Consider the following 23,222-nt stretch of genomic DNA (forward strand, 5'->3'; position numbering starts at 1 on the left):
CGTTCCTTACTTGTTTTTCGCTTCCAGCGTGGCGAACCACGGCGCGATAAAATCTTCCGTCTGACCCCAGCCCGGAATAATTTTCCCCAGCGACGCCACATTCACCGCCCCCGGCTGGCTTGCCAGCAGCGCTTGCGGAATAGCAGCGGCTTTAAAGTCGTACGTCGCTGGCGTCTGTTCACCGGCAATTTTGTTGGCGATCAGGCGCACGTTGGTCGCGCCAATCAGCTTCGGATCCACCGCCACGCTCACTTTCCACGGGCTGCCCGACTCGCGCATCAGTTGCAGATCCTGGTTAGAAACATCGATGCTGTAGAGTTTGATTTCGGTGCGACCGTTCTCTTTCAGCGCTTTATAGGCACCCTGGCTGAATGCATCCCAGGTGCCCCAAATCGCATCAATCTGCCCTTTCGGGTATTTCGCCAGCACCGCGCCCACTTTGTTAGCCGTGTCGCCCTGCACATCGGAAGAGACTGCGCCAATCGACTCCAGCTCTTTAATGCCAGGGTTGGCTTTCAGCAGCTCGGCGTAGGCGGCCTGGCGGCGCTCCATTGGCGGGAAACCGGCGACCCACAATTTGATAATGTTGGCTTTGCCGTTGAAATCTTTCACCAGCTCGCCAAAGGAGAGTTTGGTCAGCGAGGCGTCATCCTGCTGCGTGACCGTCACCCCCGGAATTTCACCGTTGACGGCGGTATCAAACACCGCCACTTTGATGCCCGCAGCAACGGCTTTTTTAATCAGATCGGTGGAGTACGGATCGCGCCCCTGCGACAGAATAATGCCGTCATATTTCTGGCTGATCGCCTGGTTAACGAAGTCCTGGAATTTGGCGTCATCGCCGTTGCTTAAAAAGGTGCTGATTTTAAAGCCAAGTTTTTTACCTTCCTGCAACGCGCCGGAGACAAACTGCGTAGTGTTGTCGTCCGAACCGAGGTTGCGGATAAGCGCAATGCGTACCGGGCCGTTGTGGTTAGCAATGGCGTCCGGCACCGGCGCAGGTGTTGCGGCATGGCCTGGCAGGGCGCTCAGTAAGCCCAGCGCCAGCAGTGAGAGTGCAATTTTTTTCATCTGTTTTCCCCTGGATAATTAACGACGCTGGAAGTAAGTCAACGCAAGAGCACCGGCCAGCACCAGCCCCTTAATAATGTCCATCGCGTAATAGGGCACCGACAGCATCACCAGCCCGTTTTGCAGCACGCCGAGAATAACCGCCCCTACCAGCGTGCCGAGCGCATTCGGTTTGCCGGAACCGGCAAGCGAAAAACCGATCCACGCCGCCGCTACCGCATCCATCAAATAACCGCCACCGGCGTTGACCTGCGAAGAGCCAATGCGTGACGCCAGCAGAATGCCGCCAAGCCCAGCCAGCAGCGAAGCAATGACATACGCCGCCACTTTGTAGCGCGTGGTGCGAATGCCGGAAAGACGCGCGGCTTCCGGGTTGCCGCCAATGGCATACATGCGGCGACCGTGGGTGGTCAGCGACAAGCCCAACTGCGCGACGACCGTCACCACCAGCATAATGACCACAATGGTTGGCACCTGGCCGAGCAGGCCAAACGCCGCCGGAATGGTGCCTTCCGCCATATCCCCGCTCGGCAACACCATATTTTCGGTAATCGAGCCGCCATAGCTGTAGGTCATTGCCACGCCCTGAATCACAAACAGGCTGCCGAGCGTTGCCAGCATGTCCGGGATGCGCAGCACCACAATCAAAAAGGCGTTGAACAACCCCACCAGCGTACACAGTGCCAGCGTGATAACGATCGCTTCGGTGGTGCCAACGCCGTGCCAGACAAACAGCGAAATCACCAGCGCATTAGCCAGTGAAGCGGTCGAGCCGACCGACAGATCAAACCCGCCGATGGTCAACGAAATAGAGACGCCTACCGCAATCACCGTGACGATAGCGATCGAGCGCAAAATGTTGATGATGTTGAATGGATCGAGGAAGTTGTCCGACGCCACGCCGAAAATGGCAACAAGCGCGACCACGGTAAGCAACATGCCCCATTTATAGAGAAAATCAAAAAACTGCTGGCGGGGCGTTACCGCCGCATTGACTGAAAGGGCCTTACTCACGGCGCCGTTCCTCCGGTGGAATAATAAAGAAGCGTCTCTTCGCGGGCATCCTCGCCCTGCACTTCTGCCACAATGCGCCCATCCCACAGCACACAAATCCGATCACACAAACCCACCAGTTCGGCGAATTCGCCCGACGCGTAAATCACGCCTTTGCCTTCGCGTGCCAGCCCGTCAATCAGTTGGAACAGGTCGGTTTTCGCTTTCACATCCACGCCTTTGGTCGGCTCATCAAAAATCACCACATTAGCGTTACCGCGCAGCCATTTGCCAATCGCCACTTTCTGCTGATTGCCGCCGGAAAGACGGCGCAGCGTCTGCCCCGGCCCGCTGGTACGCACGCCGACGCGGGCAATCACTTCCTGCGCCCAGCGCCAGGCCTGGCGGTGACCAAAAAATCCCCAGCGCGAGAAGCTGTTATCCGCGCTGATGGACAAATTCATGCTCACCGGCTCTTCAATAAAAATGCCCTCTTTGCGCCGCTCTTCCGGCACCAGCGCCAGCCCGCGCATCACCGAATCTGCCGGATCGCGCGGCCGCCACGGCTGGTTATTCAACTCGCCGCGGGTGATACGGCTTTTGTTCGCGCCGAACAACGCCTTGCACAGCTCGGTTTTTCCGGCACCCGCCAGCCCGGCAATGCCAAGGATCTCCCCTTTGCGCAGGCGCAACGAGATATCTTTCAACAACCCTTCGTCATGCAAGCCGTCAATGCTTAACAGCACTTCTTCGCTGTACGGCGGGCGCGCAGGCGGGTAGATGTCACTCAGTTCGTGCCCGAGCATCTTCTCGACGATCTCTTCGCCGCTCAGCTCACGCATCGGGCCGGATTCAATCAATTTGCCGTCGCGCAGCACCGTTAAAGTGTCGCAAATCGCTTTCAGTTCGTGGATGCGATGCGAGATAAACACCACACCGATACCTTGCTGTTGCAGGCGTTTGACCACGGTGAACAAGCGCTCACTTTCATGCTGGTCGAGCGGCGCGGTGGGTTCATCAAGAATTAAAAAACGGCAGTGGTGCGAGAGCGCACGCGCCAGCAGGATCTGCTGCTTCTCTGCCAGCGTGCAGCTATCAATTGAGCGTTTCACATCAAGCTCAACGTCCAGTTGCGCCAGCGCCTCGCGCGCCTGTTTTCGAATATTGCCCCAGTGGAAGCGATGCCCGGCGTCTGCCAGTTTATCGAGCATGATGTTCTCAGCGATGCTTAAGCCGGGGATCAGCGCCACATCGACTTCCTGTTGCACCAGATGAATACCGAACTGTTTGGCATCGCGCGGGGTGCGAATCGACACCGCCTGGTTGTTGATGGCGATTTCCCCTTCGTAATGGTCATATGTGCCGCACAGCACCGCCATCAGCGTCGATTTCCCCGCGCCGTTCGCGCCGGTTAAGGCATGCACCGAACCGCCGCGCAGGGTGAAATCCACCTGCGACAGCGCCTTAAAGCCGCCAAAGGCCAGACTAATGCCGCGCATTTCGAGGTGGTTGCTGCTCATACCCACGGTGTTCCTGCAATTAATAGGTTGATTTAACGAATTTTTCACAGCCTCGCTTGACTGGCAACGACAGAAAATGCATAAGATAAAGCTAAATATTATTAGCCATCCGGATGTCCAGACATAACATCGGGTTAGCGATCACGTACAAGGACACACCCTATGAGCAGCACTGATATCCGCGTCGTACCCGGCCCGGCCAACTACTTTTCCCACGCCGGTAGCCTCGCACGGCTGCACGATTTCTTCAGCGAAGAACAACTGGCGCGCGCGGTATGGATCTATGGCGAGCGCGCCATTGCCGGGGCAAAAGCGTTTCTGCCGCAAGGGTTTAACGCGCCCGGCGCGAAACACATTTTGTTTAAAGGCCACTGTAGCGAACACGACGTCAATGAACTGGCGCAGCAAGCGGGCGATGACCGCGCAGTGGTGATTGGCGTTGGCGGCGGTGCGCTACTGGATACCGCTAAAGCGGTGGCGCGCCGTCTCGGTTTGCCAGTGGTTGCCATTCCGACCATCGCCGCCACCTGCGCGGCGTGGACGCCGCTATCGGTCTGGTATAACGATGCCGGTCAGGCGCTGCACTTTGAAATTTTCGACGACGCCAATTTTCTGGTGCTGGTGGAACCGCAAATCATCCTCAATGCACCTGCGGAATACTTGCTGGCAGGAATCGGCGATACGCTGGCGAAATGGTATGAGGCGGTGGTATTAGCGCCGCAGCCGGAAACGCTGCCGCTCACGGTGCGGCTGGGCATTAACGGCGCGCTGGCAATCCGCAATGTGTTGCTGGACAGCAGTGAACAAGCACTAGCCGACCAGCAGCGCGGCGAAGATACGCAGGTATTTCGTGATGTGGTGGATGCGATTATCGCTGGGGGCGGGATGGTTGGCGGTCTGGGCGAGCGCTACACCCGCGTCGCCGCCGCACATGCGGTACACAACGGTTTAACGGTGTTACCGCAAACGGAGAAGTTTCTGCACGGTACCAAAGTGGCGTATGGCATTCTGGTGCAAAGCGCCCTGCTCGGCCAGGACGATGTGCTGGCACAGTTGATTAACGCCTATCAGCGCTTCAACCTGCCCACTACGCTTGCGGAGCTGGAGGTGGATATCAACAACCGCGCGGAGCTGGACAAAGTGATTGCTCACACTTTGCGCCCGGTGGAGTCGATCCACTACCTGCCGGTGGAACTCTCCGCCGATACGCTGCGCGCGGCGTTTGAAAAAGTGGAAGCGCTGTCGCGCTAATCGTTCTTGCTGGCGTAATGCCGCCGGTAAGCTGAACCTTACCGGCGGCATTTTCTTTTACGCCCGCAGCGGTGTGCCGCGAACCGGGCGCTCGCCCGCCACGAAATACTTCGCAGTGCTGCGCGGCAGCGGTGTGCGGCCACGGATGTTATCGGCAATCTTCTTGCCAATCATAATGGTGGTAGCGTTGAGATGATTTACGCGCTGACCGACACCCGTATCATTATTCTGCATGTCTGGCACACCACAGAAGATCGATAAACCCATCTCCGAAAGCCCTGTTTCGGGATTATGCAGGCCACAATCCCATTGCCATACGCGCGATGCCGAGCAGCGTTTCCCGGCTTGCGCCGTCGCGTGCCTGAATCGACATCCCCTGCTGAATGCTGACATACAACCGGGTCAGTGCATCGATATCAGTGGTTTCAGGCAACTCGCCGCGTTGCTGCGCCTCGCTAAGACGGGCTTTTAGCTGCGCAACGCCGCCATTACGCAACTGGCGAACCCGTTCGCCCAGCCGTTCATGGCCTTCGCTGGCCACCGCTGACAGTGTCACCATGCAGCCGTGCGGCAAATCACAGCGGGTTAAAACTTCTGCCGAACGCTCCAGCCACTGCGCAATAGCTTTCTTCGGTGATGGCTCGCTTGCCATATCACCCCAGATTGACGGCGCAACGCACTGTTCGTAATGCTGCAACACCTCATCGTAGAGATCTTCTTTGCTGCCGAACGCCGCGTATAAGCTCGGCGATTTAATGCCCATCGCCTCATACAGATCGTTCATGGATGTCGCGGTGTATCCCTTCTGCCAGAAGAGTTTCATCGCTTTATTCAACGCATCGGTACGGTCAAATTCCCGTGGTCTTCCCCGGCTCACTTTCGCCTCCTCGCATTTTGTGCTGATCGGTATATTAATAATATTGACGAATGTATGGAAGCCTGTTTATTTTAATTATGTATCAATCGACACATAATTCAGGAGCCACCATGTCACATTCACTTGCAGGAAAACGCGCGCTGGTCACCGGTGCGAGCCGGGGTCTGGGAAAAGCCATCGCCTTAACGCTGGCGCGGGAAGGGGCGGATGTCGCCATCACCTGGGAAAAATCCGCCGATAAAGCACAAGCTGTTGTGGACGCGATCCGCGCGCTGGGGCGTAACGCCGTGGCGATCCAGGCCAACAGCGCCGAGCCACAAGCTGCCCGCGCCGCCGTTGAACAGACCGTGCAGCAACTCGGCGGGCTGGATATTCTGGTTAACAACGCCGGGATCGCGCGCGGCGGCCAGTTAGAAGCGATGTCGCAGGAGGATATCGATGCGATGATCGACGTGAATATTCGCGGCGTGGTCTATTCAACGCAGGCAGCGATCGCGCATCTGCCCAACGGCGGGCGCATTATCAATATCGGCAGTTGCCTCTCCGATCGCGTACCGTTTAAAGATATCGCCATTTACTCAATGACCAAATCCGCACTGAACTCGTTAACACGCGGGCTGGCGCGAGATTTGGGTCCACGCGGCATTACCGTGAATATGGTCAAACCCGGTTCAACGGACAGCGATATGAACCCGGCGGATGGCGAAGGCGCGGACGAGCAGCGTCGTATGATTGCGCTCGGGCATTACGGTGAAGCGCAGGATATTGCCGAAGCGGTCGCTTTCCTCGCAAGCCCGGCGGCGAAACAGATTACCGGCGCGGATATTGTTGTTGATGGTGGCACCAACGCCTGATGCTGGCGTAAAAAAAGCGGCGCGTGTGCGCCGCTTTTTGAGCAAGACGAGTGTTAACAGCAGCGTGCACCGCCTTTCCCGCCGTAGCGCGCATCCTGGCGCTCGCGGAAAAACTCTTCATAGGTCATCGGCGTCTGCTCCGGGTGCGTCACGCGCATATGCTCGACATAGTTGTCGTAATCCGGGACGCCAATCATCATTTTCGCCGCCTGGCCTAAATACTTCCCGGCTTTTGAAAGCGTATCGAACATAAACCCTCCGCGTTACGCGATTAATGCACACCTTTTGCCTGGCCGACAATCTGCTCAACGTCACCCGGCATTTCCTGATACGGCGTCTCGTTTGCCGTCGGTTGATCGTCTTTCAGCGCCGCCAGCGCGGTTTTCAGCGAGTAGAACGCCAGTACCACCACCACGACCATAAAGAAGATGGTTAAACCGGCATCGAGGCGGTTGTTAAACACCAGTTGCGCCAGTTGAGACTGGGTATACTGCGCCGGAATATTGCCGCTGTCGATCATCGCCTGGAACTTATTGGCGATGGCCAGGAAGCCGACTTTCGCATCCGGGCTAAAGGCTTTTTGCCAGCCTGCGGTGAGCGTACAAACCAGCAGCCAGGCGGTCGGCAGCAGCGCCACCCACGCGTAACGCTGGCGTTTCATCTTGAACAGCACCACCGCACACAGCATCAGCGCCATACCCGCCAGCATCTGGTTGGCAATGCCAAACAGTGGCCACAGGGTGTTAATGCCGCCGAGCGGATCGACCACGCCCTGGTGCAGAAAGTAGCCCCACGCCAGCACACACAAGCCGGTTGCCAGCAGGTTAGCAGGCAGCGATTCCGTGCGTTTGAGGTTCGGTGAAATGACACCGAGTAAATCCTGCAACATAAAGCGCGCCGCGCGTGTCCCGGCATCGACCGCCGTCAGAATAAACAGCGCCTCAAACAGAATGGCAAAGTGATACCAGAACGAGACATCCATCAGGCCACCGAGCGCGCCGTGCAGGATATAAGCCATGCCCACTGCCAGTGTCGGCGCACCGCCCGCGCGTGAAATGATCGACTGCTCGCCCACTTCGCTGGCGATCTGCCTGAGCGCATCCGGGGTGATACTAAAGCCCCAGCTGCTCACCACCTGCGCCGCCGACGCCACCACATCGGTAGTGCCCGCCGGCGCTAATACCGCCATCGGGCTGTTCATCGCGAAGTAGACGCCCGGATCGATAATGCACGCGGACACCAGCGCCATGATCGCCACAAATGACTCCATCAGCATGCCGCCGTAACCGATAAAGCAAGCCTGCCCTTCACTGGCGAGCATCTTCGGCGTGGTGCCGGAGGAGATCAGCGCATGGAAGCCGGAAACCGCGCCACAGGCGATAGTAATAAACAGGAACGGGAACAAGTTACCGGTCCACACCGGGCCTGTCCCATCGACAAACTTGGTCAGCGCAGGCATGGTCAGCGTCGGGCGCATGATCAGAATGCCAATCGCCAGGCCGATAATGGTGCCGATTTTCAGGAAAGTAGAGAGATAATCACGCGGCGCCAGCAGCAGCCATACCGGCAGCACCGAGGCGACAAAACCGTAGCCCACCAGCATCCACGTCAACTGCACGCCGGTGAAATCAAAGTACGGTGCAATCGCCGGGTTTGCTGCCACCCAGCCGCCAGAAATAATGGCGAACACCAGCAGTACCAGGCCAATCACCGACACTTCGCCAATTCGTCCAGGACGTAGATAACGAATGTAGATACCCATAAAAATCGCCAGCGGAATGGTAAAGGCGACGGTGTAAGTTCCCCACGGGCTGTGGGTCAGCGCTTTGACGACAATCATCGCCAGCACCGCGAGGATAATCACCATGATCATAAAGGTCGCCACCAGCGCAATCACGCCAACGGTCGGCCCCATCTCCGCTTTCACCATTTCACCGAGCGAACGCCCGTCGCGGCGGGTGGAGATAAACAACACCATGAAATCCTGCACCGCACCGGCCAGTACCACGCCCGCGAGGATCCAGATCATGCCCGGCAAATACCCCATCTGCGCCGCCAGCACCGGCCCCACCAGCGGGCCTGCCCCGGCAATCGCCGCAAAATGGTGACCGAACAGCACTTTTTTGTCTGTCGGTACGTAGTCGAGGCCATCGTTGTAGCGCACCGCCGGAGTCATGCGCGTCGGATCAACCTGCAGCACATTTTTGGCGATATAGAGGCCGTAAAAACGGTAAGCGATAAGGTAGATACAGACCGCAGCAACCACTATCCACAGTGCGTTGATCTGTTCACCACGATTGAGCGCGATATAGCCGAGGGCAAATGCGCCAACCAACGACAGCACGCCCCAAATAAGGTATTTCCCTGAGTTGTTCATAGCGGGTATCCGTTGAGAGCCAGAGAGATGTTACATTTTGTATCTATATCAACTCACGGATTTTAACAACTTTGAAACATGGAAAATTTGCTCGGCAACCAGGCATTTACCTGATTGTGTTAACGGGATCGCAAGAATGCGCCCTCCCCTGTCACGGAGAGGGCGAAATTACCCCAGCACCGCCGTGCTGAGACGACAGGTACAGCAGCGTCGCCCCTGTTCATCAAACACTACCACTTCCCAGCTTTGGTTCTGCCGACCAAGGTGCAGCGGCTGGCAAACGCCACGCACTTTACCCTGTGAAACCGGGCGGTGATGGGTGGCGTTTAATTCCGTGCCCACCACGCATTGCCCCTCGCGGGTCATCATGTAACCCGCCATTGATCCCAGCGTTTCCGCCAGCGCCGCCGACGCACCGCCGTGCAGCAGACCAAAAGGTTGATGTGTGCGGCCATCAACCGGCATTTCCGCTTCAAGGAAATCATCGCCGATGCGGGTATAAACCATGGATAGATGCGCCACCAGCGTGTTTTCACTGGTGGCGTTCAGTTCATCAAGCGTTAAATGACGTTTCCAGATCATCTACGCCCCCAGCGTCGAGCCGCCATCCACCACGATATCCTGCAAAGTGATATGGCTTGCCAGATCGGAAGCGAGGAACAAAATGGTGTTCGCCACTTCCTGCGGCCGGGCGATTTTCCCCAGCGGAATGCCGAGCTTGAACTGCTCGCCGAACCCGCGAATGCGCTGCTGTTCGGCGTCATCACTCAGCCACAGCAAACGCTGCATGTCGGTGTCGGTCGATCCCGGTGAGACGATATTGCAGCGCACACGGCTTGCCGCCAGCTCAAGACCTACGCTGAGCGCCAGGCTTTTCAGCGCCGCTTTCGATGCGCCATATGCGCTCATGCCGATGCGCGGCGTGTGCGCCGCGTCAGACGCCACGGTCACAATCGCCCCACTTTGCTGACGGCGAAATTGCGCCATCGTCTGCTGAAACAGGTTAAACGCGCCGCCAACGTTAATGGCGAAGGTGTTTTGCCAGGCTTGCGCTGTCAGTTCGTCGGTGGCAGCCATATGCAAAACCCCGGCGGCGTTCACCAGCACGTCCAGCCGCTCGCTTTGCATCAGCAAGCGCTGGCACACCGCCTGCACTTGCCCGGCGTCGGCAACGTCCAGCACTTCACAAGAGAAGGGGTAGTCCGTGCCGCCAAAGGCCAGATCGAAACCAGTCACGTGTGCGCCCGCCTCGACAAAGGCTTTGGCGGTGGCATAACCGATGCCTTTACCGGCCCCGGTCACCCAGACAATGTTGCCGGTAAAATCCAGGCTGGCCATTATTTCACCTCGCGGGAAAGCAGCGCCCACCAGCCATCAATGGTCGGGTTTTTCGCCAGCATCACAAAGTCGATATCGCCATGTACTTTGCGCCAGCGCGCGGCGAGCGCCATCATGCGCACGGAATCGAGGCCGTAGTCGATGAGATTCTCGTCATCCAGCGGCTCGTCGGATTCATCCAGCAACGGCAGGATAAGCGCGCGTAATGCCGCTTTGCTGCCCGGCACAGGCAGCAATTCTTGCGTCATCACCACGCGACCAGAACGCCCGGCAACATATTTCAGCGACATCAAATGCTCTTCACGGCTGAAATCCGCCAGCGCGTCGGCGACCATAAACGGTTTGATATCGCGCATAAACGCATCAGTGGCGGTGGTCATACAACCAATGTGCGAATAGACGCCGGTGATCAGCAGTTGATTACGACCGGTCTCTTTGAGCATCTGCTCCAGTGGCGAGCGGTGAAACGCGCTGTAGCGCCACTTCACCAACACCGTGTCGGCGTCATCCGGTGCGAGTTGGGCAACAATTTGTTGCTGTTCCGGCGAGCGGGTTAAGCCCGGCCCCCACATGTCATTGAGCAGCGCACGGTCTTCATCGTTCTGTTCTTTCGGCTGCGCAGTGTAGTAAACCGGGATGTTGTATTGTTTGCAGAAATCGCGCAGTGCGGCGATGTTCGCCACCACTTGCTGCATCATCGGGCAGTTTTCGCCCCAGAAGTTGACAAAGTAATCCTGCATATCATGAATCAGTAGCGCCGCACGTTCCGGCTCAAACGGCCAGCTCACTTTGTTTTGCGGGATATCGGCCGCGCCTGGCAGCGTGTAGCCCTGTAATGTTGGAATCGCCATCTTCTCTCCTTTACGCTGTAGCGCGTTGCGCTAACCACTGGCGTAACTGTTTTTTATCAACCTTACCCACCGGCGTCAGCGGCAGTGCGTCCACGCACTCCACGCGATCCGGCAGTTTGAACTCGGCGACGCCCTGCTCGCGCAAGAAGCGGCGAACTGCCACCGCGCGCAGCGGCGCTTTCACCACCAGGTAAGCGCAGCTTTTTTCGCCCAGCAGGCTGTCTTCCATGCTGACCAGCGCGGCGTGGATCACCGACTCATGGCGCAGCAGCAGGTTTTCGATCTCCTCGGCGGCAATCTTCTCGCCGCCGCGGTTGATCTGATCTTTTTCGCGCCCCTGCACGGTGATATAGCCCTGCTCGTCGATAGAAATCAGATCGCCGGAGCGGTAAAAACCGTTTTCGTCAAAGGCGCTGGCATTATGTTCCGGGCTGTTAAAGTAGCCGCGAAAGGTGTACGGACCGCGCGTCATCAGGCGGCCAACGTGGCCTGGCGGCAGCAGATTGCCGTTTTCATCCGCCACCCACACTTCATCATCCGGGCACATCGGGCGGCCTTGCGTGTTGATAATGCGTTCAAAGGGATCGTCCAGCCGGGTGTAATTCACCAGCCCTTCCGCCATGCCGAACACCTGCTGCAACTGGCAGCCGATCTCGGTTGGAATACGCGCCGCAAGCGTTGCCGATAAACGCGCACCGCCCACCTGCAAAAGTCGCAGCGAGGCGAGTTGCGCATTGCTGCCCCACTCGGCAATTGCCTGTAACCACAGGCTCACCGCCGGTGGCACCAGCGCGGTGACGTTAATCAGGTGTTTTTCTATCAGCGGGAAGCAGAGTGTGGCACTCGGATCGGCAGCCAGCACCACGCAGCCTTCAGCGTGGAATACGCCAAGCGCACCGGGTGAACTCAATGGGTAGTTGTGCGCCGCAGGCAGCGCGCAGAGATACCGGGTTTGCGCGCTAAATTCGCAGATCTCGTTACTGCGCACAATGCTGTAGTAGTAATCATTGTGCGTGCGCGGAATGAGCTTTGGCGTGCCGGTACTGCCGCCGGAAAGCTGGAAAAACGCCACTTCGTCGGCAGGCGTTGGCGAGGCAATAAAATTATCCGCCGGGCGCGCAATGGCATTTTCCAGTGCCAGCTCGCCGCTGTCGCCGCGCAACAGCGCCACGCGCACCGATGGGTGCTCCGCGAAAAACGTGGTGAGAAACGTGTCATTCGCGAACAGGTCGTGCGCACGATCGGCAATCAGTAGCGCGGGTGCGATTTGAGAGGCATAAGCGTTCAGTTCACTGCGCTGATGGCTGAACAGCGCATTTACCGGCGCAACGCCAATTTTCAGCAACGCAAAGAAGGTGATATAGAACTCGCTCACGTTGCCCAGTTGCACCAGCGCCGTTTCTCCGCGCGTGATGCCCTGCGCCTGTAACGCCGAGGCCAGGTTATCAGCAGCGTCGTTGAGCTGGCGGTAACTGTAGCGCCGTTCACCGTCGATCACCGCCGTGGCGTCACTGCGCGCGTGGCGGGTGAGAATGTCGGTCAGCGGCAAATCCTGCCAGTAGCCCTTTTCACGGTAACGCCCTGCAAACTCGTGCGGCCAGCGGGTAAAAGGAATGGTCATGCTTGATCCTCAGTGCAAACCAAATGCGTTCAGCATGGTGCTTAGCTTGACGCCGGTTTCGCGCCACTCCGAAAGCGGCGAAGAGGCCGGAACAATCCCGGCACCGGCAAACAGACGAACGTGGTTATCGTGAAGCCGTGCGCAGCGAATAGTGACCACCCACTCGCCGTTTCCTTCCGCGTCGCACCAGCCAACGATGCCGCCAAACAGCTCGCGGTTGAACGGCTCCAGCTCGGCAATCACCTGTTTCGCCACCCGGTGTGGGAAGCCGCTCAACGCAGGGGTCGGGTGCAGCAGACAGGCCAGCGTCAGCGCGTTTTCACCGGCTAATGCGGTGCCTTCAATCGGCGTGGCCAGGTGCCACAAGGTGGGCGTAGTAACCAGTTGCGGCGAATCCGGCAGTGTCAGAGTTTGGCTGCGCGGTTGCAGTACGTTTTTCATCGCCTGCGTCACCAGTTCGTGTTCGTGCCGGTCTTTTTCCGACGCCAGCAGCTTGTTGCCGGCTTCGCGGTCAAGAATATCGTCCGGCTGGCGACGTGCGGAACCGGCCAACGGCAGCGAACTGAAGCGCTCCTGCTCTTTGCGCAGCAGCAGTTCCGGGCTTGCGCCCAGCAGTACAGCGCCATCCGGTAGCGGAACGTGGAAATTAAAACTGGCCGGGTTCTGGGCAATCAGACGCTCCAGCAACACCCCGCTGTCGATGCGGCTGTCGGTAGTGATCTCAATCAGCCGTGAGAGCACCACTTTGTCGACTTCCGGCGTAGCAGTGCGGGCGGCAGCGTTCGCCACCATCTGCATAAACGTGTCTTGCGGCGGGATAGCCTGCTGCGCCGTGACATTCGGCATCGCGCCGCTGTTGAAATAGCAGGCGGACCGCTGTTTATCCGGACGGGAGAAAGTTTGCCAGGTGTGCGGGATAAACAGCGCAGACGGCTGCGTGGTATCGAAGGGGATCGCCCCCACCATCACCGGGCGGGCAATGCCCTGCGCTTTTGCATCGGCAAAGGCTTGCACCAGCTTTTGCTGGAAAGCGCTATCGGGCGCATCGCCGCCAGCGGCAGGTTCGCAGAAACGCGCCACACACCCGGAGGTGGTGAAACTGCGGTACGGCGACATAAAGAAAAACTGATCCGCGGCCAGTGTCTTCGCAGACTGCCGGGTTTCCTCAGCCAGGGACGTATCCATATCATCCTCCAACAACGATAAATGAACTAATAATGATTATCATTTGTGTTTTGTGTCGGTAAGATAAAAAGTTATACCCTACTCTGTCAACAGCAGATTCTTCGCCCGCAGCGCTAATGCTTGCATCTGCTTCATTCACCGATGAAAATGAGAAGCATTAACCTCAACAAAAACAGGATACGTGTAGTGAAATTCTCTTTCTGGAGCCGTAAGCCCTTAGCGTTTTTGAGTATTTTTGTTTTAGGACTAACCTCAGCCACCGCCGCCGACTGGCCTCGCCAGATAACCGACAGCCACGGAACACACTCGCTTGCCAGCAAACCGCTGCGCATTGTTTCCACCAGCGTAACGCTCACCGGTTCGCTGCTGGCGATTGACGCGCCGGTTATCGCCAGCGGCGCGACCACGCCGAATAACCGTTTCGCCGACGAACAGGGCTTTTTGCGCCAGTGGGGAGGCATTGCCAAACAGCGCAATGTCGCACGTCTTTATATCGGTGAACCCAACGCAGAGGCCGTTGCCGCACAGATGCCGGATTTAATCCTGATCAGCGCCACCGGCGGCGACTCGGCCCTGGCGCTGTACGATCAGCTCTCCACCATCGCCCCGACGTTTGTCATCAACTACGACGACAAAAGCTGGCAGGCGCTGTTAACGCAGCTTGGCGAAATCACCGGTCACGAGAAAGAGGCGACAGCGCGTATTAGCCAGTTCAATCAACAGCTTGCTGACGTGAAAGTGCGTATGAAATTGCCGCCGCAGCCGATCTCCGCGCTGGTTTATACCCCGGCGGCGCACGGTGCCAATCTGTGGACCGAAGAGTCCGCGCAGGGAAAATTGATGCAGCAACTGGGCTTCTCCCTCGCCCCGTTACCGGCGAATCTGCACACCAGCCAGAGCCAGGGTAAACGTCATGACATCGTCCAGTTGGGCGGAGAGAACCTGGCCGCCGGGCTGAATGGCGAAGCGCTGTTCCTGTTTGCCAGTGACCAGCAAGATGCGGATGCGCTCAGCCAGAACCCGTTGCTAGCGCACCTGCCTGCGGTACAAAACCACCGCGTGTACGCGCTGGGCGCGGAAACGTTCCGCCTTGATTACTACAGCGCTACCCGCGTGTTACAACGTTTGTCGGCGCTGTTTGGTTAATCAGGCGTCGGCGGCGGGCTGCACCTGACGAAAACGCCGCAGCTCGCCGAGTAACACCACCAGCACCACGCCCACTATCGCCAGTACAAAACCGCTGATACTCGCCGACGAAACCGGTGTCATCATTGATGCCATCGCGCCAAGCAGCGCGGCACCAATGGCATCACCGGTAACGTTTTGCGCCGTCCATAAACCATTCATTCGCCCGAGCATCGCTTCCGGGGTTTGCGTTTGCAGCAGCGTGTATTGCAGCAGTGAACTCACTGCCGTTAGCCAGCCACACAGCGCCAGAAACAGCACGCCCAGCGCCCAAACGGGCATCAGGCTGAATAAACCGATGGCGATAAACGCGCCAACGGACGCGACCAGCATAATCACGCCAGGGCGCTCACTGTGCGCCAGCTTGCCGCTGGTTAACGCGCCAATGGCCGCGCCGAGCGGCAGTGCGGCATACAGCAAGCCAATTTCTGCCGCCGACATATTCCAGCTTATCGCCAGTGCCGGGTAGAGCACACGTACCGCGCTTGCCATCGTTAACAGCCCGCCAAGCAGCGCGCTACCGCCAATCAACGGGTTATGCAGTAAAAATTGCAGGGCGGTAAGGAGCGATTTCAGCGGGTGTTCGCGCGGTTGTGGCGGTGGTGGTAATGCAGGCAGGCTAAGTAGCGGCAGCAAGGTGATGAATGTGCCCGCCGCCGCCAGCCCGTAGTTCCAGGCCACGCCGCCGGTCGCCAGCAGCAAACCGCCGCACATTGGCGAAATAACGGAACCCAGCCGCACCGTCAGCATGGTGATCGCGCCGGCATGCATCAGGTTTTCACGCCCGACCAACGCCGGTGTCGCGGCCAACAGCGCCGTCACGCCCAGCGCGCCGAAAAAGCCATCCCACAAACCGAGCAGATAAATCGCCAGCAGCGAAGGCTCCGGCAATAACGCATTCAGATACAGGCCGATAAAACCGACGCCGCAGGTGGAACGCGCCAGCAGAATCAGTTTCTTGCGTTCAAAACGATCCGCCAAAACCCCGCCAAACATCAGACCGACAAACATGGCGCTGCCGGTCAGCGTGACAGCCAGACCAACTTGCCAACTGGAGTGGGTCATCGCCTGGATTTGCACCGGCACCGCCACGCCCAATAAACCCAGCGAGAGAATCGAGATAAAACGCGCCAGAAATACCGCGCGAAAAGCCGGATGCGTACGCAGCAGACTCAGGTTCAACAGCCAGGATTGTTGCTTCATTCCAATGCCTTAAATACACACTTTCTATGTCCATTCGCAGGCTGCGCATGGTAACATATCAAAACAAGATCGATAACGATAATTACTATCATTATCAAATTTGGGACGTTTTATGTCGTGTTCTGCTTTCCCGGCGCGCCCCGTTGCCCTCGCCGGGTTATTGATATTGCTTATTGTCGCCGTTGCACTCAGCCTGTTTGTTGGCGCAAAACCGATGCCCGCCGCGGTCGTCATAGACGCACTGAGTGGCGCCTGCCAGAGCGCGGACTGCACCATCATCAAAGATGCCCGCTTGCCGCGTACGCTGGCAGGTTTACTCGCGGGCGGCGCGCTAGGCATTGCCGGTGCGTTAATGCAAACACTCACGCGAAATCCACTGGCCGATCCGGGCTTGCTCGGCGTTAACGCTGGTGCCAGTTTCGCCATTGTGCTCGGCGCAGCGCTGCTGGGCGCAGTCACGCCTGTTGAGCAACTGTTGTTGGCGTTTTGCGGCGCGCTGGCAGCGTCACTGCTGGTCGCCTTTACCGGCAGCCAGGGCGGCGGGCAGCTCAGCCCGGTTCGCCTGACGCTTGCGGGCGTGGCGCTGGCGGCGGTGCTGGAAGGGTTATCCAGCGGCATTTCGTTGCTCAACGCCGACGTTTATGACCAGTTACGCTTCTGGCAGGCGGGTTCGCTGGATATCCGCACCCTGCAAACGCTAAAGATTGTCCTGATCCCGGTGTTGCTGGCTGCGGGCATGGCGTTGATGCTGAGCCGCGCGCTTAACAGCCTGAGCCTCGGCAGCGACACCGCCACGGCACTCGGCAGCCGCGTGGCGCGCACCCAGTTGCTCGGTTTAGTGGTGATTACGGTGCTGTGCGGCAGCGCAACAGCGGTTGTCGGCCCGATTGCTTTTATCGGCCTGATGATGCCGCACATGGCGCGCTGGCTGGTGGGCGCGGATCACCGCTGGTCGCTGCCGGTCACGTTGATTGCCACCCCTGCCCTGCTGTTGTTCGCCGATATCATTGGTCGTCTGCTGGTTCCCGGTGAATTGCGGGTTTCCGTGGTCAGTGCCTTTATCGGTGCGCCGGTATTGATTGTGCTGGTGCGCCGCGCGCGCGGAGGCAGCTTATGATGGCTCCTTCCCGCCGTCTGCTCGGCAGTTGCTTGTTCATGGTTATCGCCGCGTTGCTTTTAGCCACCTGGAGTCTACGTAGCGGCGCGGTGACGCTGGCGTTTTCGCAGGTCATTGACGCGCTCACCGGCGACGCGCCGCGCGCAATGCAACTGGTGGTGATGGAGTGGCGCTTGCCGCGCGTGCTAATGGCGCTGCTGGTGGGCGCATCGCTTGGCGTAAGCGGCGCGATTTTCCAGTCGCTGATGCGTAACCCGCTCGGCAGCCCGGATGTGATGGGCTTCAACACTGGCGCATGGAGCGGCGTGCTGGTGGCGATGGTGCTGTTTGGTCAGCATCTGACCGCTATCGCACTGGCGGCGATGGCGGGCGGTATGCTGACCTCGCTGGTAGTCTGGCTGCTGGCGTGGCGCAACGGTATTGAGACGTTCCGCTTGATCATCGTTGGTATTGGCGTGCGCGCGATGCTGGTGGCATTTAACACCTGGCTGCTGCTGCATGCTTCGCTGGAAACGGCGCTCTCCGCCGGGCTGTGGAACGCCGGGTCGCTCAATGGTCTGACCTGGGTGAAAACCGTCCCTTCCGCACCGATCATGCTGGTGATGTTTCTTTTTGCCGCTCTGCTGGCACGTCGTATGCGGCTGCTGGAAATGGGCGATGACAGCGCCTGCGCGCTCGGCGTCAGCGTTGAGCGTTCACGCTTAATGCTCATGCTGGTGGCCGTCGCCCTCACCGCCGCGGCAACGGCGTTGGCGGGGCCCATTTCGTTTATCGCGCTGGTCGCGCCGCATATTGTCCGCCGGGTCAGTGCCACCGCACGCTGGGGGTTAACCCAGTCCGCGCTGTGCGGCGCGGTGTTGTTGCTGCTGGCGGATATGATTGCCCAGCAAGGTTTTACGCCTTACCAGTTGCCGGTCGGCGTGGTGACCGTCAGCCTCGGCGGTATTTACCTTATCGCCTTGTTAATTCAGGAGTCTCGCAAGAAATGACTGATTCATCTACCCGTTTGCGCGGCGAAGCGCTCACCCTTGGCTACGGCAAAAAAGTGGTTGCCGAACGCCTAAGCGTAGCGATTCCCGACGGCCATTTCACCGCCATTATCGGCCCTAACGGCTGCGGGAAATCCACGTTGCTGCGTACGCTAAGCCGCCTGATGATGCCCACGCACGGACATGTTTATCTTGATGGCGAGCAGATCCAGCGCTATGCCAGCAAAGAGGTGGCGCGCCGCATTGGGTTACTGGCGCAAAATGCCACCACGCCCGGCGATATCACCGTGCAGGAGTTGGTCGCGCGCGGGCGTTATCCGCACCAGCCTCTGTTCACCCGCTGGCGCAAAGAGGATAACGACGCGGTACAACGGGCGATGCGAGCAACCGGGGTGGAAAGCCTTGCCACCCAGAGCGTCGATACGCTCTCCGGCGGGCAACGCCAGCGGGCATGGATTGCCATGGTGCTGGCGCAAGAGACGGCGATCATGCTGCTTGATGAGCCAACGACCTGGCTGGATATCAGTTATCAAATTGACCTGCTGGAACTGTTGAGTGAGCTGAACCGCGAGCAGGGTTACACGCTGGCGGCAGTGCTGCATGATTTGAACCAGGCTTGCCGCTACGCCACACATCTGATTGCGCTGCGCGACGGTAAAATCGTGGCGCAGGGCGCGCCAAAGGAAATTGTTACCGCTGAGCTGATTGAAGCGGTGTATGGCATGCGCTGCATGATCATCGACGATCCCATCGCCCATACACCGCTGGTGGTGCCGCTTGGGCGTAGCGGCAAATAACCGAAGGTTGCTATTTCATCCGTTTATCGCCCGGTAAGCACCGCACCACCTGATTCCAGATTGCAGCGGTGCTTTCCCCTGGCTTGGGAGCCACAGTTACTCCCCCAAAATTTCCCTTAGCACCGGTCCAATACGTTCAAACGCCTGCGGCGAGATGATCTCAACGTGAGCGCAATCCTGACGGTAAACCTCCAGTTCGCGAACCCACGGTGCCCAGGCAGTGTGCGGATCGGTGCCTGCGGGTAGTGTGCGTTCAGCAACAAACAGCGTGGCTTTGCCGTCAAACGGCAGGCTGTGCGCGGTGGTCAGCAAGCGAACCGCATCGGCATAATTGCCCTCAATAACCGAGAACAACTCACCGGAGGCTTGCCCCTGCTGCGCGGCAAGAAACGCCTGCCGCTCACGTTCGATCTCTGCCAGCACCGCCGGATCCAGCCCGTTAGCCTCTTTCTCTGCCCAGTTTTGCGTTTCCGGCGGCCAGGTATCGAGCAGCCCAAGGAATGCCACAGCCTCGCCCCGCTGCCGCAGACGCGCGGCAATGCCTTGCGCCAGCGTTCCGCCGAGCGAATATCCCAACAGGTAATACGGCCCGTGCGGTTGCTGCGCAAGCAGCGTCGCCAGGTGTTGTTCGCAGGCCTCGTCTAACGTCGCAGCTAGTTGCAACGGGCCATCCGGTCGCGGCGACTGAATGCCGGTGATCGACCAGCGCGGGGCGAGATAACGTGCCAGCACGCTAAACTGCCAGGCGAAACCGGACGCCGGATGGAAGCAAAACAGCGTTGGTCCGTCACTCACACGCAAGGGCAACAGGGTTTCCAGCCCAAGCCGCCCGGCCTGCTCCGCCGAAAGTGTTTGTTCGAGCATCGAGGCGAGTTTTTCTACCGTGGAAGCCACCATGATCTGCCCGGGTGTAACCTGCCGTTCGCACTCGCGGCTCAGTTGCGCCGCCAGCCGCATTGCCAGCAACGAATGCCCGCCGAGCGCGAAGAAATCCGCCTGTGCGTCGTTCACTTCACACCCGAGCAAATCGGCAAATGCCTGTGCCACTATCGTTTCCAAACCCGCATTTAGCGGACGACCGCCCTGCTGCACCGCCAGTTCCGGCTGCGGCAGCGCTTTTCTGTCGAGCTTACCGTTGGCGCTCAGCGGCAGCACGTCCAGTTGCACCAGCAACACCGGCACCATATGCGGCGGCAGTAGCTCACGCAATTGCGCCAGCAGCGTCGCCGCATCCAGCGTCTGCCCGGAGGCAGAAACCACATAACCAACTAACTGGCGCGCATCGCCGCCGCTGGCAGCAGCCTGATTAAGGACACACGCATGCGCCACCGCTTGAGCCACGTCCGGTAACGCCAGCATGGCACGGTCGATTTCACCTAACTCGATGCGCTGACCGCGAATTTTCAACTGGTCGTCGCTGCGCCCGAGGTATTCGACCGCGCCGTTTTCCAGCCAACGCGCGACATCGCCGGTGCGATACATGCGCTCACCGGCGGCAAACGGATCGGCGATAAAGCGGCTGGCGGTGAGATCCGGGCGACCAAAATAACCCTGCGCCAGTTGAATACCGGTGAGGTAGAGATCGCCCGCCACACCCGGCGGCACCGGGCGCATCATCGCGTCAAGAATACGCAGCCCGGTGTTCCATACCGGGAAACCAATCGGCACGCTGTTGCCGCGCACACCCGCCAGCGCGTCACCATGTGCCGGATACCAGCTTACGTCGACAGCCGCTTCCGTCGGGCCGTATAAATTATGCAGCGGCGCGCCAGTCAGTTGCTGCCATTCGCGACACAGATCGGCAGGCAGCGCTTCGCCACTACAGAACACCTGTTTTAGCGTGTGGCAACTGCGCTGCGCGCTTTCCGGCGTGAGCGAGGCGACAAACGCGGCCAACATCGACGGCACAAAGTGCGTGGTGGTCACGCCGTAATGGGTAAAGAACTTCTGCAATGCGTGCGGATCGCGGTGTGCGTCCGGTTCTGCCATCACCAGCCTTGCGCCCGCGATAAATGGCCACCAGAACTCCCACACCGACACGTCAAAACTGCACGGCGTTTTCTGCGCCACCACATCCTGCGCGGTGAGCGGATAACTCTCTTGCATCCACAGCAGTCGGTTGACGATGGCGGTTTGCCCGACCATCACCCCTTTTGGCCGACCAGTGGAACCAGAGGTGAAAATGATGTACGCGGTATGCTCCGCACGTGCCAGATTGAGCGCGTCGCTGCCGTGGGTTTCCAGCGGGGCTTCGTAGCAAAAATGGCGAAGCGCGGGAATATCGCTAAAGCGCGCCAGTTGATTCTGCGCGGTGATCAGCAATCGCGGTTTGGCATCGTCGAGCATCATTTTCAGCCGCTCATCCGGGTAACCGGTATCCAGCGGCAGCCAGGCGGCGCCCGCTTCGACAATGCCGTGCAGCGCCAGCGTCAGGAATACCGAGCGCGGCAGCGCCACCGCCACGCTGTCACCGGGTTGTACGCCAAGCTGGCGAAGCTGGTGCGCCAGCGCCACAACCTGCTCGCGCATTTCGCGGTAGCTAAATTGCCACTGCGCATCCGCCAGCGCGGGCGCATCCGGCGTTTTCGCCGCCTGCGCAGCAACCAGCGCGCTTAACGTGGTGGTCGGCAGCACCTTGCCGGTATCGTTAATGTCTGCCAGCTGTTGCGCTTCGGGCGATAAGAGCAGCTCAGCATCGCCGCAGCGCAACTGCGGGTTTTCGGCAAATTGTCTGAGCAGATGCGCCAGGCGCTCGACGTGCGTTTTTAATGTGGATTCATCATAACGGCTGCGGTTCGCCAGCACTTCCAGCGACAACCCGCCCTCTTCGTGCGGGAACAGGGCGATTTCCAGATCGTTAACCGGCCCGGTCGCCAGCGTGTGCGTAGTGCCTTTAATGCCGTCAACATCCAGCAGGTAATCAAACATTTTGACGTTAAACACCGGACCGAACAGCGGTTCGTCGCCCGCCGCACGCCCGGCGTCGCGCACAATTTGTTCGGCGTCATAACGCTGGTGGCGACGCATCGCTTTCAGGCTGCCTGCAAGCGTCGTTGCCAGCCCGGAGAGCGTTTGTGTGCCATCCAGATGAATGCCCAGCGGCAGCACGTTGAGTACCGGCCCGGTGGCGGTTAACGCTGCTGAGCCCATGCGGCGCATAAAGATAAACCCGGCGGCATAGTCGGTGCGTCCGCACAGACGCCCAAGCCACAGTGCAGCCAGCGCCAGCGCCAGATCGGCGGGCGAATGGTGACTAAAAGCCTGCGTTACGCGGCGGAATGCGTCAGTATCCATCGCCGCGTTGAGGCGTAAAATGTCGGTCGTTGCCGCGCGACCCGGCAACGGCGTGTCGGAAAGGGAGACCGGAGAAGGCAATGCGCTACGCTGTTGTGCCCAGAAGGCGCGGTCACGCGGCCAGGCGTCGCTTTCGCGGTAGCGCTGATACTCTTCTACCACCTCGGCAAACGGGGTAAACGGCGATGCCGGTGTTGCTTCACTGCGCCGCCACGCGCTGTAAATGGCGGCAATCTGGCGGGTAATAGCCGGGAAACTGAAACCATCAACCAGTAAATGGTGATAACGCTGATACCAGTACCAATGTTGTTCTCCCACGCGTAACAACAGGTGGCAAACCAGCGGCTTGCCACTCTCCACGCGCAAGTTTTGCGCCAGGTCAGCCTGCATCGCCTGCAACGCGGCAGCGCGTGGGGAGCGGTTGTCACGCAGATCGACGACCTCCGGCAGGGCAAAAACATGTGCCTCGTCGACCCACTGCCACACTTCACCGTTCTCTTCCTCAAAGCGCATACGCAGCGTATCGGCCTGCGACAAACCGCTGACAATCGCCTGCGCCAGCAGCGCGGCGTCAATATCGCCTTTCAGTTCAACATAGTGCGCCACGCTCCAGGCGTTGGGCAGGGTTGAGAGTTTTTCCGCCATCCAGATCCCCGGCTGTGCGGCGACCAGCGATAAACGTCGGGTCATTTTCCGCTC

At 59.0% G+C, this 23,222-nt stretch carries 20 protein-coding genes; 6 read left to right on the top strand and 14 right to left on the bottom strand.

Features of this window, described 5'->3' with window-relative positions:
• Positions 1–6 precede the first annotated feature (6 nt).
• Genes ACFX4O_RS02945 through ACFX4O_RS02955 form a run of 3 tightly spaced genes read right to left on the bottom strand, consistent with a single transcriptional unit; the run spans position 7 to position 3,584 of the window.
• Entirely contained in the window at positions 7–1,071 is a 1,065-nt protein-coding gene (locus ACFX4O_RS02945) for a sugar ABC transporter substrate-binding protein (RefSeq protein WP_131406208.1), read from the bottom strand.
• A gap of 18 nt (positions 1,072–1,089) precedes the next feature.
• Positions 1,090–2,085, bottom strand: coding sequence for an ABC transporter permease (locus ACFX4O_RS02950; RefSeq protein WP_131406207.1), 996 nt, complete (start codon positions 2,083–2,085; stop codon positions 1,090–1,092).
• A complete protein-coding gene (locus ACFX4O_RS02955) occupies positions 2,082–3,584 on the bottom strand; it encodes a sugar ABC transporter ATP-binding protein (protein WP_380207150.1) in 1,503 nt (500 codons plus the stop codon). The genes ACFX4O_RS02950 and ACFX4O_RS02955 overlap by 4 nt, the downstream gene beginning before the upstream one ends.
• A gap of 162 nt (positions 3,585–3,746) precedes the next feature.
• Here ACFX4O_RS02955 and ACFX4O_RS02960 point away from each other — a divergent pair, with 162 nt between their 5' ends.
• Positions 3,747–4,835: an oxidoreductase gene (locus ACFX4O_RS02960; protein WP_380207152.1), complete on the top strand. Its 1,089-nt coding sequence runs from the start codon at positions 3,747–3,749 to the stop codon at positions 4,833–4,835.
• Between the two features lie 57 nt (positions 4,836–4,892).
• Here the strand turns inward: ACFX4O_RS02960 and ACFX4O_RS02965 are convergent, their stop codons facing one another.
• Together ACFX4O_RS02965 and ACFX4O_RS02970 are read right to left on the bottom strand one after the other, a co-directional pair.
• Positions 4,893–5,069, bottom strand: coding sequence for a hypothetical protein (locus ACFX4O_RS02965; RefSeq protein ID WP_380207638.1), 177 nt, complete (start codon positions 5,067–5,069; stop codon positions 4,893–4,895).
• Between the two features lie 55 nt (positions 5,070–5,124).
• Entirely contained in the window at positions 5,125–5,712 is a 588-nt protein-coding gene (locus tag ACFX4O_RS02970; protein ID WP_131406203.1) for a TetR/AcrR family transcriptional regulator, read from the bottom strand.
• 110 nt (positions 5,713–5,822) lie between these two features.
• Here ACFX4O_RS02970 and ACFX4O_RS02975 point away from each other — a divergent pair, with 110 nt between their 5' ends.
• Positions 5,823–6,566, top strand: a complete 744-nt coding sequence (locus ACFX4O_RS02975) for an SDR family NAD(P)-dependent oxidoreductase (RefSeq protein ID WP_380207154.1) — start codon at positions 5,823–5,825, stop codon at positions 6,564–6,566.
• A gap of 53 nt (positions 6,567–6,619) precedes the next feature.
• Here ACFX4O_RS02975 and ACFX4O_RS02980 read toward each other — a convergent pair whose 3' ends face one another.
• From ACFX4O_RS02980 to entC, 7 genes are all read right to left on the bottom strand, one after another.
• The gene (locus ACFX4O_RS02980) at positions 6,620–6,817 is read right to left on the bottom strand and encodes a YbdD/YjiX family protein (RefSeq protein ID WP_017455812.1); all 198 of its coding nucleotides are present in this window, start codon (positions 6,815–6,817) and stop codon (positions 6,620–6,622) included.
• 20 nt (positions 6,818–6,837) lie between these two features.
• The gene (gene cstA / locus ACFX4O_RS02985) at positions 6,838–8,943 is read right to left on the bottom strand and encodes a pyruvate/proton symporter CstA (protein WP_380207157.1); all 2,106 of its coding nucleotides are present in this window, start codon (positions 8,941–8,943) and stop codon (positions 6,838–6,840) included.
• A 168-nt stretch (positions 8,944–9,111) separates the two neighbouring features.
• Positions 9,112–9,525 carry a proofreading thioesterase EntH gene (gene entH / locus ACFX4O_RS02990; RefSeq protein WP_131406199.1) on the bottom strand — a complete coding sequence of 138 codons (414 nt, stop codon included), beginning with the start codon at positions 9,523–9,525 and terminating at the stop codon, positions 9,112–9,114.
• The gene (gene entA / locus ACFX4O_RS02995) at positions 9,526–10,281 is read right to left on the bottom strand and encodes a 2,3-dihydro-2,3-dihydroxybenzoate dehydrogenase EntA (RefSeq protein WP_380207159.1); all 756 of its coding nucleotides are present in this window, start codon (positions 10,279–10,281) and stop codon (positions 9,526–9,528) included.
• Complete coding sequence (locus tag ACFX4O_RS03000; RefSeq protein WP_380207161.1) at positions 10,281–11,132, bottom strand: isochorismatase family protein; 852 nt, start codon at positions 11,130–11,132, stop codon at positions 10,281–10,283. The genes entA and ACFX4O_RS03000 overlap by 1 nt, the downstream gene beginning before the upstream one ends.
• Positions 11,133–11,142: 10 nt before the next feature.
• On the bottom strand, positions 11,143–12,753 hold the full coding sequence (gene entE, locus ACFX4O_RS03005; RefSeq protein WP_380207163.1) for a (2,3-dihydroxybenzoyl)adenylate synthase EntE: 1,611 nt from the start codon (positions 12,751–12,753) through the stop codon (positions 11,143–11,145).
• 9 nt (positions 12,754–12,762) lie between these two features.
• Entirely contained in the window at positions 12,763–13,938 is a 1,176-nt protein-coding gene (gene entC / locus ACFX4O_RS03010) for an isochorismate synthase EntC (protein WP_380207165.1), read from the bottom strand.
• Between the two features lie 186 nt (positions 13,939–14,124).
• Between entC and fepB the strand changes: the two genes are divergently transcribed.
• Positions 14,125–15,084 carry a Fe2+-enterobactin ABC transporter substrate-binding protein gene (gene fepB, locus ACFX4O_RS03015; protein ID WP_380207167.1) on the top strand — a complete coding sequence of 320 codons (960 nt, stop codon included), beginning with the start codon at positions 14,125–14,127 and terminating at the stop codon, positions 15,082–15,084.
• Here fepB and entS read toward each other — a convergent pair whose 3' ends face one another.
• On the bottom strand, positions 15,085–16,326 hold the full coding sequence (entS, locus tag ACFX4O_RS03020; protein ID WP_380207169.1) for an enterobactin transporter EntS: 1,242 nt from the start codon (positions 16,324–16,326) through the stop codon (positions 15,085–15,087). It abuts the gene before it with no gap.
• Between the two features lie 112 nt (positions 16,327–16,438).
• Between entS and fepD the strand changes: the two genes are divergently transcribed.
• Genes fepD through fepC form a run of 3 tightly spaced genes read left to right on the top strand, consistent with a single transcriptional unit; the run spans position 16,439 to position 19,229 of the window.
• Positions 16,439–17,443 (top strand): Fe(3+)-siderophore ABC transporter permease, encoded by a 1,005-nt coding sequence (gene fepD, locus ACFX4O_RS03025; RefSeq protein ID WP_380207171.1) that lies wholly within the window; start codon positions 16,439–16,441, stop codon positions 17,441–17,443.
• Complete coding sequence (gene fepG / locus ACFX4O_RS03030) at positions 17,440–18,432, top strand: iron-enterobactin ABC transporter permease (protein ID WP_380207173.1); 993 nt, start codon at positions 17,440–17,442, stop codon at positions 18,430–18,432. The genes fepD and fepG overlap by 4 nt, the downstream gene beginning before the upstream one ends.
• The gene (fepC, locus tag ACFX4O_RS03035) at positions 18,429–19,229 is read left to right on the top strand and encodes an iron-enterobactin ABC transporter ATP-binding protein (RefSeq protein ID WP_380207175.1); all 801 of its coding nucleotides are present in this window, start codon (positions 18,429–18,431) and stop codon (positions 19,227–19,229) included. Before fepG ends, fepC begins: the two co-directional genes overlap by 4 nt.
• 96 nt (positions 19,230–19,325) lie before the next feature.
• On the opposite strand, the gene entF is transcribed toward fepC, so the two are convergent.
• Positions 19,326–23,213 carry an enterobactin non-ribosomal peptide synthetase EntF gene (entF, locus tag ACFX4O_RS03040; RefSeq protein WP_380207177.1) on the bottom strand — a complete coding sequence of 1,296 codons (3,888 nt, stop codon included), beginning with the start codon at positions 23,211–23,213 and terminating at the stop codon, positions 19,326–19,328.
• Positions 23,214–23,222 lie beyond the last annotated feature (9 nt).

Source organism: Kosakonia sp. YIM B13571 (genome assembly GCF_042788095.1).
Taxonomy (GTDB): Bacteria; Pseudomonadota; Gammaproteobacteria; order Enterobacterales; family Enterobacteriaceae; genus Kosakonia; species Kosakonia quasisacchari.